Here is a 15,408-nt window from a genome sequence, read left to right on the forward strand (position 1 = left end):
ATGAGGCTAGCCGAGCACCACCACACGCCGCACGACGAGCACCGGGCCGAGTGGCGCCGTCACGGCACCCGGACCGTCCGGCACCCGAGTGCCTTGTCCCCACCGCTGCCTGCTCCGACCGCCGTCACGCAGAACGTGTGCGATCCGGATGACGACGGGATCCTCCCGGAGAACCCGTGCGCCGGCCCCGACCCCCAGGTCCGGTCGACGTCGGGTCGGTCGCCGTCCGCCGTCAGGACGGTGCTGCTCGGCTTGCCGTCCACGGTGACGCGGACGGTGAGCCCGCGCGTGATCGCGTCCCGGTCGAACACCCATCCGGTGACCGTGGTGCGGTGGTAGGACGATCCGGTCACCGACTCGAGCGAGCCCCACGGTGCGCTGGCCGCGACCGTCAGGACGGAACAGGTCGAACGGACGTCGGCTCCCGACCCCTGGTTCCGGCCCACGGCGCACACCGTGTGCTTGCCCGCCGCGGCCGGCACGACGGTCCGGAACCCGTGCACGGTGCCCGAGCCCGCCGGCGCGACGACTCCTGGTCGGTCGACGGTCGTCGGCAGGCTCCTGACGACGGTGCCGTCCACGGTGAGGTCGACGGTGACCGGGGTGGTCCCGGCGTCGGCGTCCACCGCCCATCCGGTCACGTCGATGCCCGCACGGACGACCTTCGCCGCGTCGATCCGGACGACCGGGTCGTGGCCCCAGACCGTGACGTCCTCGCACCCGAGCCGGCGATCGACGCCGGTCCCCACGTTGAGCGCGGTCGTGCAGACCGAGTGCGCTCCCTCGCCGGGCACCGCGATCATCGCGTCGTAGCCGTGGTTCGCGCCGACGCCGTAGTCGTCGTCGATGTCCTGCCGGGGAGCGTCCGCCGTCAGCGTCGCCACCGCGACACCGTCGACCGTCACCCGGACCGGCAGCGCGGCCGCCGTGTCGTCCTCGTCGTACGCCCACCCCTGCACACGGACGGCCCTCGCGGCACCGATGGCGGCGTCGAGCGTCCCGACCGGTGACCGCAGGGTGGGCGGGGTCCCGAGCACCGCGTTGGCGACGAGCGCCTGCGCGTAGGCCGAGTACCACTTCCCGGCGGCGGGGGCGCCGTTGCAGGTGCCGTCGCTGGCCCCAGGGGTCTTCACCCAGAGCAGCGCGTCGAGCGCGGTCCCGTCGGCCACCACCCGGGGTGTCGTCCCGAGGCCGGCCCCGGGTCCGTTGCACCAGGTCCCACGCCATCCCTGGCCGTTCCGCGAGGTGTCGATCACGTAGTGGGACCCACCGGTGAGCGAGGAGACCTTCTGCGCGTAGGTCTGCTCCTGCGCCGTCGGGTAGTAGTTCGCCACGTTCGTGAAGAAGCCGCGGGCGTTCTGGACGCCGGCACTGTTCAGGCGACTCGCGATCACCGCGGGCTGCACCCAGTTCGAGTTGCCGGCGTCGAGGTAGGCGGGGACACCGGCCGCGGTGAAGGCCGCGACCTCGCGCGCGAGGATCCGGTACCGCTGCTGGTCGAGGACCTTCGTGCACGCGGCGTTGCTGAGCATCGCCAGCGAGTCCGGTTCGACGACGACCGCGGCACGCTTCCCCGCCAGCCGAGCGACGATCTGGTCGACCCACGCGTCGTAGGACGCCTCGTCGAAGCCGCCGGCCGAGTACCCACCGCAGTCGCGGTCCGGGATGGCGTAGGTCACGAAGACGGCGGTGGTCCCGTCCGCCGCCGCACCTGCCGTCGCGGTGTCGATGGTCCGTGCGAGCGTCGTCCCGGTGCTCCACTCGCCGAGCCAGGTCGCGACGGGGTACTTCGCGATGGTGGCGGCCGCCTGCGAACCAGCTGGGTCGGTCGAGGCGAGCAGCGTCGCGTTCTTCGCGGCCTCGCTCGTCGGCGGGTTGTACTGCCCGTTGCCGTAGAGCTGGGCCGAGGAGGCGCTGCGGACGTCGGTCGCCGCGGTCGCCGGCATCGGCGCGCTGACGATGCCGATGGCGGACGCGAGCGCGACGGCGCCCGCGATGAACTGGTGACGGCGCACTGCGCGACTCCCTGGATGGTCGACCCCTGACCATCCCATGGCACCACGCAGTGCCCCTCGGGACCAGACGCCAGAGCGGGTGCCACCTGCACGGGTGGCACCCGCTCCGCGGGCGCAGACGCCTGGAGGCCCGGATCACCTCGGCGACGCAGGTCGCGTGGTCGAGGTGAGCCGAGCCTCCTGTCCGGTTCCGGTCCGTCCGCCGTCAGCTGTCGAAGTGCGCGGCGGCCGCGCGCGCCCGGTAGACGACGTCGTCGACGTCGTCGCCGGTCACGGTGACGTGCCCGATCTTCCGGCCGGGCCGCGGGGCCTTGCCGTAGAAGTGGTACTTCGCCTCGGGGAAGGCGGCGAGCGCGGCCGGGTACCGTGCCGCGAGGTCGCCGTCGGCCGGTCCGCCGAGCACGTTCACCATCACGGCGAACGGCGCGTTCATGCCCGTCGCACCGAGCGGCAGGTCGAGCACGGCACGGAGGTGCTGCTCGAACTGGCTCGTCGTCGCACCGTCGATCGACCAGTGGCCGGTGTTGTGCGGCCGCATCGCGAGTTCGTTGATGAGGATCCGCTCGTCGCCGGTCTGGAACAGCTCCACCGCGAGCACGCCCGTGACGTCGAGCTCCTCGGCGATGCGCACCGCGATCGACTCGGTGAGGTCGGCGATCCGTCCTGCGCTGTCCGGTGCCGGAGCCAGCACCTCGGCGCACACACCGTCGCGCTGCTCCGTCTCGACGAGCGGCCACGCCACGACCTCGCCGGAGGGACGTCGCGCGACGGACTGCGCGAGTTCGCGCGTGAACGGCACGAGCTCCTCGACGAGGAGCGCCTGGTCACCACCTGCCTCGGCGATCGCGATGAACCAGTCGTCCACCTCGGCCGGGTCGGACACGACGCGGACGCCCTTGCCGTCGTAGCCGCCGCGAGCGGTCTTCACGACGGCTCGGCCACCGTGGTCGGCGATGAACTGCCGGAGCTCGTCCGGGTCCTGCACCGCAGCCCAGTCCGGGACGGGCAGGCCGAGGTCGGTGAGCCGCTGCCGCATCACGATCTTGTCCTGGGCGACGGCGAGCGCCCCCGGCCCCGGTCGGACCGCGACGCCCGCGTCGACGAGCGCGCGGAGGACCTCCTGCGGCACGTGCTCGTGGTCGAACGTGATCACGTCGACCTCCTCGGCGAAGGCCAGGACCGTCGCCGCATCGCGGTAGTCCCCCTCCGCCGTCGCCGCGATCGCTGCGGACATGCCGGGTCCTTCCGCGAGGACACGGATGTCCAGCCCCAGCTCGACGGCCGCTGGGACCATCATCCGGGCGAGCTGCCCTCCACCGACGACCCCGACGCGCAACGCCATGCTGAGTGTTCCTTCCGCCGTTCTCACCGCGTAGGGAGAGCGGGCTGTCTACAATCGATGTTCGGTCCGGGTTCCCCGGTCCGTCACAACTCTACGGATCCTGGAGACGACGTGCGGCGACTCATCGCGCAGCTGGCCCGCTTCGGTGTGGTCGGCGCGGTCGGCTTCGTCGTCGACTTCACCGTGTTCAACCTGCTGCGTGCGACGGTGCTCTCCCCCGACGACGTCCATTCCGGGCCGTTCTGGGCGAAGGTCATCTCGACCGTCATCGCCATCATGGTGAACTGGATCGGCAACCGGTACTGGACCTTCCGCAACCAGCGCCGATCGGTCGCGGCCCGCGAGGGGCTCGAGTTCGTGGTCGTCTCGCTCGGCGGCATGGTCATCTCCCTCGGCTGCCTCGGGCTGTCCCACTACGTGTTCGGCTTCACGTCGGCGTTCGCGGACAACGTCTCCGGCAACGTCATCGGACTGCTGCTCGGGACCGCGTTCCGCTTCTGGCTGTACAAGGTGTGGGTGTACCACCCCGACCGCGTGGAGCGCGAGGCGTCGCGCCGCGGCGGCGTCGTCGCCGCCGAGGTCCGCGAGCCGCACGAGGTCTGAGCCGACCGCGCGGCGCCGTCCGCACAGCGTCCGCGCGGCGTTCGGCCGGTTTCACGACGGCGGGCGGCCGCCGTCCACCTAGGATTGTCGGGTGCCGACGACCCATCCCGCCGACGTGACCGTGTCCGCTCCCCCCATCCGGCCGTGGGAGCGCATCGCCGTCGCCGTCGTGACGGCCGCCTTCGGCCTGTGGCTGCTCGTCTGGGCGCTCGTCCTGCCGACGTTCCAGGCGCCGGACGAGACGGCGCACATCGACGCCGCCGTGCACCTGGCGATCGGTGACCCGTGGTCGGCCCCCGGCGAGATGCACGTGCTCAACGCCGTCCAGGTCGCCGCGCAGCAGCAGGCGACGCTGCCGAAGAGCGAGTGGTCGACGATGACCGAGCTGCTCGCCGCGAACCCCGGCGTCTCGGCCACCGTCAACCAGATGACGCAGCACCCGCCGACCGCGTACCTCGCCGGCGCCGCGGTCCTGCGCGCCGTGCACTTCGGGGACCTCCGGTTCGACCACGCGGTGCTCGCCCTCCGGATCGCCGATGCCCTGGCGGTCACCCCGCTGGCGCTGCTGGCGTGGGCGTCCGTCCGTCGGCTGACCCGCTCACCGCGTGCGGCACTGGTCGGAGCGCTCGCGCTCTTCGCCACCCCGCAGCTCGCGTCGATCGGGGCCTCCGTCTCGAACGACGCGCCGGTGATGCTGCTGGCGGGGATCGTCGTCTGGCTGGCCGTCCGGCTCCTGACCGGTGACCTGCGGTGGCGGACGACGATCGGACTCGGCGTCGCACTCGGTGCGGCGATCTGGGTGAAGGGCACGGCGCTGCCCGCGATCCCCTTCGTCGCGCTCGTGGTGCTCGTCGCCGGCGCCGGCGTCCTGCCGATCGTGCACCGGCTCGTGCGCACCGTCGTGACGCTCGGCGTCGCCGGGGGCATCGGCGCGTGGTGGTGGCTCCACAACCTCGTCGCCTACCACCGGCTGCAGCCGAACGGGTACGCGGCGATGCGGCCGCCGAAGGAGTTCCCGCCCGGTGAGCACCCGACGCTCGGCCACTTCCTCGACGTCAGCTGGGGCACCATCGCCCGGACGTTCTGGGGCAGCCCCGGGATCAAGGCGCAGGTGACCATCGGCGACGTCCTCACCGGGGTCCTGACGATCGTCGCACTGCTCGCCGTGGTGCTCTTCGCGTTCCGCCGTGGGCCCGAGCTCCGGGCCGTCGTCGTCCTCGCGGTGTTCCCGGCGCTCCTGATCGGGATCCAGACCTACACGAGCGCGCACGCGTACCTGACCACGACCGAGGTCGCCGCCACCCAGGGCCGCTACTACTTCCCCGCGATCGTGTGCTTCATCGCGATCAGCGCGGTGGCCTGGCGGAGGATCCCGCGGAGCGCCGGTGGTCGGCGTGCCCTGGCGATCGCGCTCGCCGTCGCGGGCCCGGTGGTCGGGCTCTACGGGCTGACCGTCGTGACGAGCTGGTTCTGGAACGCCGCACGGGTGCCGCTCTCCGGGCTCGCGGTCGAGCGCTACACCGCCCTCGGTCCGGTCCCCGTGTCGGTCGTCGTCGTGGCCGTGGTCGTCATGCTCGTCGGGCTGGCGCTGACCGTCGCGGCCGTCGTGGTGGCCCCGGGTGTCCGCGACCGCGCACCGCGGCGGGAGCGCGTGACGGTCTGACATGGTGCCCGCCCGACCTCCGGGTCGGCCGGTCGCCGCGTCCGGGTCAGGCGGCCGGGGCCTCTTCTGCCTCGCCCGCGGACTTCCGGGCGAACCAGGTGGGGATCGACGCGCAGAGCAGGAACAGCGCGTCGACGGCAAGGCTCCACACGCGAGTGACCACGACGACGACGAGTGCGACCGGTCCTGGCATCACGAGCCCGAGGAGCAGCGCCTGCACGCCCTCCCGGACGCCGAGCCCGCCGGGAGCGAAGACCGCGAGCATGCTGATCGCGGAGGCCATGCTCGCGGCACCGATGACGAACGCGGCGTCGCTGCCCTTGAGCGACGGGTAGACCGCCAGGGTGATGAAGTAGTACGCGGTCCCGGAGAACAGCGCGCCGACGACGTACAGCGCCGCGCCGCCGAGGACCGTCCCGATGCCGGGGGTGACGTCCTCGTCGAGTGGCTGCCGACGCAGGATGCGGAGCGCCGTGCTCACGAGGAAGACGAAGACCTTCGGGATCAGGCAGACCACGCAGCCGACGAACGCTGCGATCATCACCACCACGATCCACGGATCGAGGGCGTGGGTGCGGGGGTCGACGAGCAGCAGCACCAATGCGAGCGCCAGGGTCGCGGCGATCTGCAGGCCGCCCTCGAGCAGACCGCTGACGCCGAGCCGGGCCTTCGAGACCCCGTGCCGGGACGCGAAGTACACCTTGCCGATGATCCAGGTCGCCGCGCCGGGGATGTACCGGCCCATCCACGACTTGGCGTACACGGCCGTCAGGGTCACCCCGCTGCCCTTGAGCCCCGTCGCACCGAGCCTCCGGAGCAGGTAGAACCAGATGCCGACGCCCCAGTAGCGGAAGCCGAGGCTGATCGCCGTCGCGACGGCGACCCACCACCAGTTCCACCGGATGCCGGCGAGCTGCCCCCAGTCGACGCTCCGGACGTAGAGGAACAGGAAGACCGCGAGCGCCACGTAGAACACGATCGGCACCGCGCGTCGGAGGACCGCGCGCGTCCTGGGGCTCATCGGATCGCCTCGGTACCCCTGGCGAAGTCGTCGCGCAGGGCCGCGCTCATCGTCGCGACACCGTCGGCGAGGTCGGCCACGACGGCGGTGCGCTCGCGGTCGAGCTCCTCGAGGGAGGCGATCACGTCCGACACGAACGACGGCCGGAGTGCGTCCTCGATCGGGCGGGCGAACCGCTGCATGCCGATCTGCTCGAAGAAGAGGCGGCCCTTGTCGACGTAGTAGAGCACCGTGGCGGGCACACCGGCGATGGTGGCCACGATCGCCGAGTGCAGCCGGCTCGCGACGAACAGCCGGCTCTTGGACATGAGCCCCGCGTACTCCGACGGTGAGAACACGTCGGCCTCGACGACGTGCGCGCGCTCCGGGTGTCGCAGCCCGGCGATGACCTCACGCGCGAAGGCGGCATCCCCCTCGGACGCCTCCATGTGCATCGGGTAGAACACGACGTCCGTGTCCCATCGATCGACGACGGCGTCGACGAGGTCCGTCAGCGCGCGCCGGTAGGTCTGGAGGTCCTGAGACTCGGCGTGCGCCTTCCGGAACGCCTTCGGCACGAACCGGAAGGGGATCCAGCCGCTGCGCTTGTAGTGGAACCAGCGTCGGACGCCGATGCCGATCGACCCGTCGAGGCGCTCGGCCGTGAGCCCCGTGGTGCGCTCGAGACGCTCGAGCACGTCGGCGTCGGGCGTCGTGACGGTGCCGACCACGGCGGGGTCGAACGACGAGACGACCGGCGTCCGCACGCCCCACGCCACCAGCTTCTCGCGGGATTCGTCGTCGCGGACGAGGAACACCTCGGTCAGGTCGACCGTGGCGCGGATGAGACGCTTGCTGATCGACGCGGACGTCGGGCCGATGCCCTGGAAGGCGCCGACGAGGTGACGGTTCACGAGCCGGAGCAGCAGGAGCTTGAGCAGCCAGTACACGAGCCCGAGCTTGTTCGTGTAGTCCTTCAGGATCTCCCCACCACCCCAGAGCACCACATCGGCACCGCGCGCCGCCCGGAGGAGCCGGAACAGGTCGCCGACGCCGGTGCTGTAGGGCGAGACCGGCAGGAACCGGATGCCGAACCAGGCGGCGTCGCGCTCGGGGTACTGCGACAGCGAGACGATCTCGGCGCCCGGCCAGCGGTGACGCGCCAGCTCGACGTTGCCGGCGAGGATCGCACGGTCCCCGCGGTTGTGGGGGGAATCGCTATTGTGGATCAGAACTCGCACGGGTCTCCTGCTCGGGGGTCCGGCCCGCTGACGCCGATCGTCGACCGGCTCCGCGGACCCCCAGCAGGGTACCAATGCCCGTCCGGGACTCGCCGACGAACCGCGCCCGACGCAGCGAAGGAACCCCCATGCCCGTCCCCGCCCGGCCCCGCGTGCTCGTGCTCGCGTCCACCTTCCCCGCACGTCCCGACGACGGCGTCCCCGCGTTCGTCCTCGACCTCGCCCGGCAAGAGGCGACGGAGTTCGAGACCGCGGTGCTCACGCCGCGGGTGCCAGGAGCGGCACGGTCCGAGGTCGTCGACGGTGTCCGGGTCGTGCGGTTCCCGTACTTCCCACGTCGGTTCGAGGACCTCGCGGACGGCGCGATCCTCGACAACCTCAAGGAACGTCGGAGCCGCCTCGTGCAGGTGCCCGCACTGATGGCCGCGCAGTACGCCGCGGTGCGCCGGGCGGTCCGGTCGTTCCGTCCCGACGTGATCCACGCGCACTGGGCGATCCCGCAGGCCCTGATCGCGACCCTCGCGGCACCGGGCATCCCCCTCGTCGTGACCACCCACGGCGGCGACGTCTACGCGCTCCGAGCGGCGCCGCTCGTCCGTCTGAAGCGCTGGGTGCTCGGGCGCGCGGCCCACGTGACGACGGTCAACGGCGAGATGCGCGATCGTCTCACCGGATGGGGCGTCCCCACGGCGCGGTCGAGCGTCGTCCCGATGGGCGTCGACCTCGCCCCGGCCGAAGCGGCTCGCCAGCGCGGCGAGCGCCGCTCCGGACGGGTCGTCGCAGTGGGTCGGCTGGTCGAGAAGAAGGGGTTCGGCAACCTCATCGAGGCGCTCCGCGGCATCGAGGACGTCCCGTGGGAGCTCGTCGTCATCGGGGACGGCCCGTACCGCGAGCGGCTCGAACGGCAGGCGACCGGGCTGCAGGTGACGTTCCTCGGGCAGCGCGGCAAGACCGAGGTGCTCGACGCCCTGGCGTCCGCCACGGTCGTCGCACTGCCGTCGGTCCCCGCGGCGAACGGGGACCAGGAGGGTCTGCCGGTGACGCTGCTCGAGGCCGCGGCCGTCGGCGCCGCGATCGTCGCCAGTGACCTGCCGGGGATCCGCGACGTCGTCGAGACCGACGTGTCCGGGTTGCTCGTCGCACCGGGCGACGTCCCCGCGCTCCGGTCCGCGCTCAGGACGGTGCTGACCGACGACGCGGCACGAGCACGCTTCCAGGACGGCGCAGCGGCCGCGGCGCAGGCGTTCTCGGGCGACCGGATCGGCGAACGCTACCGGGCCGTCATCCGGGCCGCGCTCAGCTGACCGACCCCCCGCGAGCGGCCGAACGTCGGCCGGCACCGCGCGAGGCGGGTCCGTCCGGGCGATGACGCTCCGCGAGCACGAACGCGAGGAGCGCGAGCACGAGGGCGGCCATCGACACGACGAAGGCGAGGGTGCCCACCGCGCCCGAGTGCGGCAGCATCGCCACGCCCGAGAACGTCACGAGCGACACCGACGGCACGACGGCGAGTGCTGACCACGCGACGAGAAACCACGCCGACGCACGACCCCACGAGACCAGTCCGGCGGCGACCAGGAAGGCGACCGGCACGACGACCGTCAGCACGTACCGGTTGATCGCGCCACCGCCTCCCGCCACGTAGCGCAGCTCGGCGACCGTGAACAGGACGGTCACGACGGCGAGCATCGCCACGACGAGCGCGGTGCGGAGCGCGTCACCCCCACGGGGCAGGGATCGACGTCGGAGCACCCCGTGCAGCACCATCGCCACCACGGCGAGGAGGACCGGGACGACGAGGAGGAGCCACGGCACCGCGGACAGCGGGTCGAGCGCACCACGGAACACGCCGTAGATCCCGCGCCAGAACTCCGGGTCGACCGCCACCTGCAGGTCGCTGCGCTTCTCGCGCGGAACGTGGCCGGCCCACCCGGTCGGACGACCGCTGAAGCTGCCGGCGACCTCGCGGTTCCGCAGGTAGAACCAGCCGGACGCGGCCGCGGCGGCGACGAGCGGGGCGATCCCGGCGACGATCCTGCCGCCGATCCCGCGGAGTGCACCGAGTCGGACACGACGGGCGAGCAGGAACGCCACGACGATCGCGGCGAGCCAGATCCCGAACGACAACCGTGTCGTCATCCCGGCTGCGCCGACGAGCACGCCGCCGACGAGCAGGCGCGGCCCGACCCCGGAGCGGAGCGCCGCTCCGGCCACTCCCGCGGCGAGCGCGCAGAGGACGGCGTACAGCGAGTCGTTGTAGATCGAGCCCCCCTGCACGACGACGATGCCCGTGAGCGCGACGACGACGCCGACGGCGGACGGGAGGCGACGGGCGTCGGGGAAGCAGCGCGCGGCCGCCCACGCGGAGGCGGGCACGAGCAGGCCGGCGAAGACGACGCTGCACAACCGGCCGAGCATCACGGCCACCAGCACGTGACCGCTGTCCCACGCCGGTCCCACGATCGGGGCGAGCACCAGGTAGAACAGCGGCGGGTGCTGCGCAACCCACTGGACCGGCGGGTGCGCGCCGAACGGCACGGTGTTCCGCAGGCCGTCGGCGAACAGCGGGAGGTGCCCGTGCCACACCTGCAGGGCGTAGTCGAGGTGCGCGGGCTCGTCGGCGCTGCCGAGCGGGTCGGTCGTGAAGGCCCGCGCGACGGAGGCCGCCATCACGACCACGATGGCGAGCAGCACGGTCGGGGTGGCCCAGGCGTGCCGTTGCAGGCGTGCGACGAAGGACGCCACCTGGTGGATCAGCGCCCCATGCCGCGGTACACGAACCCGGCGGTCGTCCAGGCGTCACGGTCCAGGCAGTTGCGCCCGTCGATGACGACGGGGCTCGCGACGATCGACGCCACCGTGTTCGGGTCGAGCGTGCGGAACTCGTTCCACTCGGTCAGGACGAGGACGAGGTCGGCGTCCTGCATCGCGGCCGCTGCGGTGTCCACGTACCGCAGCTGCGGACGGACCCGGGCAGCGGTGCCGTTCGCCTCGGGGTCGTACGCGGACACGGTGGCGCCGAGCTCGAGCAGCCGCGCGGCGATGTCGAGCGCCGGGGAGTCGCGGACGTCGTCGGAGTTCGGCTTGAACGCGAGCCCGAGCACCGCGACCCGCTTGCCGGCGACCGCGCCGCCGAGCATCTCCGAAGCGAGGGTCACGACGTGGGCGCGGCGACGCAGGTTGATCGCGTCGACGTCTGCCAGGAAGTCGAGCGACTCCCCCACGCCGAGCTCGGTCGCACGGGCCTGGAACGCACGGATGTCCTTCGGCAGGCAGCCGCCGCCGAACCCGAGTCCGGCGTTCAGGAACTTCCGGCCGATCCGGTCGTCGTGCCCGATCGCGTCGGCGAGCGCCGTCACGTCGGCGCCGGCGACCTCGGCGATCTCGGCCATCGCGTTGATGAAGGAGATCTTCGTCGCCAGGAACGCGTTCGCGCTGACCTTGACGAGCTCCGCGGTGGCGAGGTCGACGACGAGACGCGGGGTGCCCTCGGCGAGGGTGGTCGCGTAGACCTCGTCGAGCACCGCGACGGCGGACTCGCCCGCTGGTCCGGACGGCACGCCGTACACCAGGCGGTCGGGCGAGATGGTGTCCTGCACGGCGAAGCCCTCTCGCAGGAACTCCGGGTTCCACACGAGCGTTGCGCCCGGCACCGCGTCCTGCAGGCCGGCGGCGAGCCGCGCAGCGGTCCCGACGGGCACGGTCGACTTGCCGACGACGAACTCCCCGGCGGCGACGTGCGGCGTCAGCGACGCGACGGCGGAGTCGATGTAGGTCATGTCAGCGGCACCGGTCGGCCCCTGAGGGGTCCCGACGGCGAGGAAGTGCACGCGTGACCCGGCGACCTCGGCGTAGTCCGTCGTGAAGCGGATGCGGCCGGAGGCGATCGCCTCGGCGAGGATCTCGGGCAGCCCCGGTTCGAAGAAGGGGGCGTCGCCCGCGGCGAGCCGCTCGATCTTCACCGGGTCGACGTCGACCGCGACGACCTCGTGTCCGAGTTTGGCCATGGAGGCGGCGTGCACGGCACCGAGGTACCCGCAGCCGATGACAGAGATGCGCACGGGACGACGGTACCGGACCCTGTGCGAACTTCCACCGAGCGCGATGACTACGCCTCAGGTGCGGTCTGGGCCCCGCACGATCTCGTCCCAGTCCGGCTCGCGGTGACGACGACGGGCCTCGTACGCCTCGACCATGTCGTGCAGCACCGCGACGACGAGGTCGGCGTGCGGCACGTCCGCGAGCACCACGGCGGGGTCGTCGCCGGGGAACACGATGACGTCACCCGACCGGAACAGCCCCTGCAGCCCCCGGCGCCGGACGGTCACGTCGTAGCCGCGCGAGTGCAGGAGCTCCTGCCGGGTCCTGGTGCCGAAGCCGTGCACGACGACGAGTCGCCTCGTGGTGACCACGTACCGCTCGGTCATCCACCGCACCAGCGGCACGACGCCGCCGAACAGCACCAGCACCAGCACGAGTCCGGCGACCACGGCGTTGATCCACGCGAGCTGCGCCTGGAACACCCCGAACCCGAACCCACCGGCGACCGCGACCAGGACGACGAACACCGCCGGACGCACCAGACGACGCGCGTGCGGGCGGAGCCGGGCCACGACGCGTTCGGGCGGCGGCTCGGCGGTCATGCCGTCATGCATACCGCAGGTGGGTGACGTCCCCCACGGCGACGCCCCTCTCCGCGCCGTCTCGATCCCGGATCGTGATCCGGCCGTCGTCGTCGATGCCGGTCGCGTCGGCTTCCTCGGTGCTGCCGTCCGGCAGCTCCAGGCGCACCCGCGCGCCGATCGTGCCGCAGCCGGCGCGGACGTGCGACCGCACCGACTCGGCAGCCGCGCCGCCGGCGACCAGGGCGACCACGGCCTCCCGGACGCCCGACCAGAAGGCGGACAGGACCGCGTCGGCCAGGTCGACCGCCTCGCCGGTCGCGCCCGCCACGGCGAGCGAGGTCGACGTCGGGGTCGGGAGCCGATCGGCCGGGATGGTCAGGTTGACGCCGACACCGACGACGACGGCGCCGTCGGCGGCGACCTGGCAGAGGATGCCGCAGAGCTTCCTGCCGTCGACGAGCACGTCGTTCGGCCACTTCACGGTCGTCCTGGAGGCGAAACCCGACCCCGCCACGTTGGTCGCGCCGTCCGTGGTCGGCTCCAGGGCCGCGATCACCGCGTCCCGCATGGCCGCGCCGGCCACCAGCGGCAGCCAGCCGCGGTCGCGGTCGGACAGGGCGGCACGGACGAGCACGCTCGCCGCGAGGGTCTCCCCGGCCGGCGCGGACCACGATCGGTCGAGGCGCCCGCGCCCGGCGGTCTGGTCCAGCGTCACGATCGCGCTGCCGTCCGGCAGGTCGGACGCAGCGGCGAGCAGGTCCGCGTTGGTCGAACCGGTCGTGTCGCGGACGTCGAGGACGGCACCCACGCGGTCGAGTGCGGCGCGCGAGAGCGGGAGGACCGGTGTGGACATGCACGCAAATCTACGGGCAGGAACCGTGGAGGTCCTCCAACCGACGCCCACCCCGCCGCCGGTAGGGTGAGCGGGTGACTTCAGGAGACACCCCCGATCTCTCGACGACGGCAGGCCGGCTGGCCGACCTCCGCGAGCGGTACCACGAGGCCGTGACCGCTGCGGGCGAAGCAGCCATCGCGAAGCAGCACGCCAAGGGCAAGATGACGGCGCGCGAGCGCATCGAGCTGCTCCTCGACGAGAACTCCTTCGTCGAGCTCGACGAGTTCGTCCGACACCGCACGCACGCCTTCGGCATGGAGTCGAAGCGGCCGTACGGCGACGCGGTCGTCACCGGACTCGGCACCATCCACGGCCGGCAGGTCGCGGTCTACGCGCAGGACTTCACCGTCTTCGGCGGCTCCCTCGGCGAGGTCGCCGGCGAAAAGATCGTCAAGGTGATGGAGCACGCGCTGAAGACCGGCGTGCCGATCATCGGCATCCTCGACTCCGGCGGCGCCCGCATCCAGGAAGGCGTCGTCGCGCTCGGCAAGTACGGCGAGATCTTCCGCCTCAACACGCAGGCGTCCGGCGTCATCCCCCAGATCTCGATCGTCATGGGCCCGGCGGCCGGCGGCGCGGTGTACTCCCCCGCCCTCACCGACTTCGTCATCATGGTCGACAAGACCAGCCACATGTTCGTCACCGGCCCCGACGTCATTAAGACCGTCACCGGTGAGGACGTCGGCTTCGAGGAGCTCGGCGGCGCGCAGACCCACAACGCGGTCTCCGGCGTCGCGCACTACCTCGCCGACGACGAGAACGACGCGCTCGACTACGCGCGCTCGCTCATCGGGTTCCTTCCGGACAACAACCTGTCCGACGCGCCCGCGTACGACCTGGCCCCCGAGCTCGAGACGACCGACGCCGACCGCGAGCTCGACGTGGTCATCCCGGACTCCACGAACCAGCCGTACGACGTCACGCAGATCATCGAGCACATCGTCGACGACGGCGACTTCCTCGAGGTGCAGCCGCTCTTCGCGCCGAACATCCTCATCGGCTTCGGTCGGGTCGAGGGGCGCACGGTCGGCATCATCGCGAACCAGCCGCAGGCCATGGCTGGCACGCTGAACATCGACGCCGGTGAGAAGGCGGCGCGCTTCGTGCGGTTCTGCGACGCGTTCGGGATCCCGATCCTCACGCTCGTCGACGTCCCCGGGTACCTCCCCGGCACCGACCAGGAGTGGACCGGCGTCATCCGCCGTGGCGCGAAGCTCCTCTACGCGTACGCCGAGGCCACCGTCCCGCTCGTCACCGTCATCACGCGCAAGGCCTACGGCGGCGCGTACATCGTGATGGGCTCGAAGCAGCTCGGCGCCGACATCAACCTGGCGTGGCCGACCGCCGAGATCGCCGTGATGGGCGGTCAGGGCGCCGTGAACATCCTCTACCGGAGCGAGATCAAGCGCGCGGAGGAAGCGGGCGAGGACGTTGCCGCCGTACGCTCCCGCTTGGCGAACGAGTACACGTACAACGTGGCGTCGCCGTACCTCGCCGCGGAGCGCGGGGAGCTCGACGGCATCATCCAGCCGCACGCCACCCGCGTGTCGGTCATCAAGGCGCTGCGGGCGCTGCGGGGCAAGCGCGCGTCGCTGCCGCCGAAGAAGCACGGGAACATTCCGCTCTGATGGAACCGGTTGAAGCATCCGGCACGGGAACATCACGGTCCCGACGGCTGATGGCGCGCCACGCAGCAGCCGTCCCCGCGGACGAACCGACCCCGGTCGCGGACGTCCACGTCGTCTCCGGCGAGCCGTCCCCCGAGGAGCTCGCGGCAGTCATCGCGGTCCTGCAGCACCAGGCCGACGAAGCGGCGGCCGCTGGGCGTGCGCAGATCGAGGTGTCACCGCGCGTGGGCTGGGAGACGTCCGCTCGAGGGCTCCGCGGTCCGCTGCCCCACGGGCCGGGCGCCTGGGCCCGTTCGCTGCGCTGACGACCGGGCCGGGATGTACCCCTGGGATACCGGACGGTATGCGCGTTGCAGGGTGCACTTCCCGGTCCGTCTCCCCTCGTGTGGGGGACAC

13 protein-coding genes are annotated in these 15,408 nt (G+C 72.2%); 5 read left to right on the forward strand and 8 right to left on the reverse strand.

Features of this window, described 5'->3' with window-relative positions:
• Positions 1-59 precede the first annotated feature (59 nt).
• A complete protein-coding gene (locus ACO0E1_RS10385) occupies positions 60-2,015 on the reverse strand; it encodes a glycoside hydrolase family 6 protein (RefSeq protein ID WP_422874119.1) in 1,956 nt (651 codons plus the stop codon).
• 205 nt (positions 2,016-2,220) lie between these two features.
• The gene (locus ACO0E1_RS10390; protein WP_422874120.1) at positions 2,221-3,357 is read right to left on the reverse strand and encodes a 5-(carboxyamino)imidazole ribonucleotide synthase; all 1,137 of its coding nucleotides are present in this window, start codon (positions 3,355-3,357) and stop codon (positions 2,221-2,223) included.
• A 111-nt stretch (positions 3,358-3,468) separates the two neighbouring features.
• On the opposite strand from ACO0E1_RS10390, the gene ACO0E1_RS10395 reads away from it, so the two are divergent.
• Both ACO0E1_RS10395 and ACO0E1_RS10400 read left to right on the forward strand, forming a co-directional pair.
• Positions 3,469-3,960 (forward strand): GtrA family protein, encoded by a 492-nt coding sequence (locus ACO0E1_RS10395; RefSeq protein ID WP_422874121.1) that lies wholly within the window; start codon positions 3,469-3,471, stop codon positions 3,958-3,960.
• A gap of 91 nt (positions 3,961-4,051) precedes the next feature.
• On the forward strand, positions 4,052-5,623 hold the full coding sequence (locus ACO0E1_RS10400; RefSeq protein WP_422874122.1) for an ArnT family glycosyltransferase: 1,572 nt from the start codon (positions 4,052-4,054) through the stop codon (positions 5,621-5,623).
• A 46-nt stretch (positions 5,624-5,669) separates the two neighbouring features.
• Here the strand turns inward: ACO0E1_RS10400 and ACO0E1_RS10405 are convergent, their stop codons facing one another.
• Together ACO0E1_RS10405 and ACO0E1_RS10410 are read right to left on the reverse strand one after the other, a co-directional pair.
• Complete coding sequence (locus tag ACO0E1_RS10405; RefSeq protein WP_422874123.1) at positions 5,670-6,644, reverse strand: lysylphosphatidylglycerol synthase domain-containing protein; 975 nt, start codon at positions 6,642-6,644, stop codon at positions 5,670-5,672.
• The gene (locus ACO0E1_RS10410) at positions 6,641-7,864 is read right to left on the reverse strand and encodes a polysaccharide pyruvyl transferase family protein (protein ID WP_422874124.1); all 1,224 of its coding nucleotides are present in this window, start codon (positions 7,862-7,864) and stop codon (positions 6,641-6,643) included. Before ACO0E1_RS10410 ends, ACO0E1_RS10405 begins: the two co-directional genes overlap by 4 nt.
• Positions 7,865-7,992: 128 nt before the next feature.
• On the opposite strand from ACO0E1_RS10410, the gene ACO0E1_RS10415 reads away from it, so the two are divergent.
• Entirely contained in the window at positions 7,993-9,168 is a 1,176-nt protein-coding gene (locus ACO0E1_RS10415; protein WP_422874125.1) for a glycosyltransferase, read from the forward strand.
• Here ACO0E1_RS10415 and ACO0E1_RS10420 read toward each other — a convergent pair.
• Genes ACO0E1_RS10420 through ACO0E1_RS10435 form a run of 4 tightly spaced genes read right to left on the reverse strand, consistent with a single transcriptional unit; the run spans position 9,161 to position 13,342 of the window.
• Positions 9,161-10,609 carry a glycosyltransferase family protein gene (locus ACO0E1_RS10420; protein ID WP_422874126.1) on the reverse strand — a complete coding sequence of 483 codons (1,449 nt, stop codon included), beginning with the start codon at positions 10,607-10,609 and terminating at the stop codon, positions 9,161-9,163. The two genes, ACO0E1_RS10415 and ACO0E1_RS10420, sit on opposite strands and share 8 nt — an antisense overlap.
• An 8-nt stretch (positions 10,610-10,617) precedes the next feature.
• On the reverse strand, positions 10,618-11,925 hold the full coding sequence (locus ACO0E1_RS10425) for a UDP-glucose dehydrogenase family protein (protein ID WP_422874127.1): 1,308 nt from the start codon (positions 11,923-11,925) through the stop codon (positions 10,618-10,620).
• 54 nt (positions 11,926-11,979) lie between these two features.
• A complete protein-coding gene (locus ACO0E1_RS10430) occupies positions 11,980-12,507 on the reverse strand; it encodes a PH domain-containing protein (RefSeq protein ID WP_422874128.1) in 528 nt (175 codons plus the stop codon).
• Positions 12,508-12,511: 4 nt separating this feature from the next.
• A complete protein-coding gene (locus ACO0E1_RS10435) occupies positions 12,512-13,342 on the reverse strand; it encodes a biotin--[acetyl-CoA-carboxylase] ligase (protein ID WP_422874129.1) in 831 nt (276 codons plus the stop codon).
• Between the two features lie 74 nt (positions 13,343-13,416).
• Between ACO0E1_RS10435 and ACO0E1_RS10440 the strand changes: the two genes are divergently transcribed.
• A complete protein-coding gene (locus ACO0E1_RS10440; protein WP_422874130.1) occupies positions 13,417-15,012 on the forward strand; it encodes an acyl-CoA carboxylase subunit beta in 1,596 nt (531 codons plus the stop codon).
• Between the two features lie 50 nt (positions 15,013-15,062).
• Entirely contained in the window at positions 15,063-15,317 is a 255-nt protein-coding gene (locus ACO0E1_RS10445; protein WP_422874131.1) for an acyl-CoA carboxylase subunit epsilon, read from the forward strand.
• Positions 15,318-15,408: the final 91 nt, after the last annotated feature.

This window comes from Curtobacterium guangdongense (assembly GCF_049341845.1).
GTDB classification, from domain to species: domain Bacteria; phylum Actinomycetota; class Actinomycetes; order Actinomycetales; family Microbacteriaceae; genus Curtobacterium; species Curtobacterium guangdongense.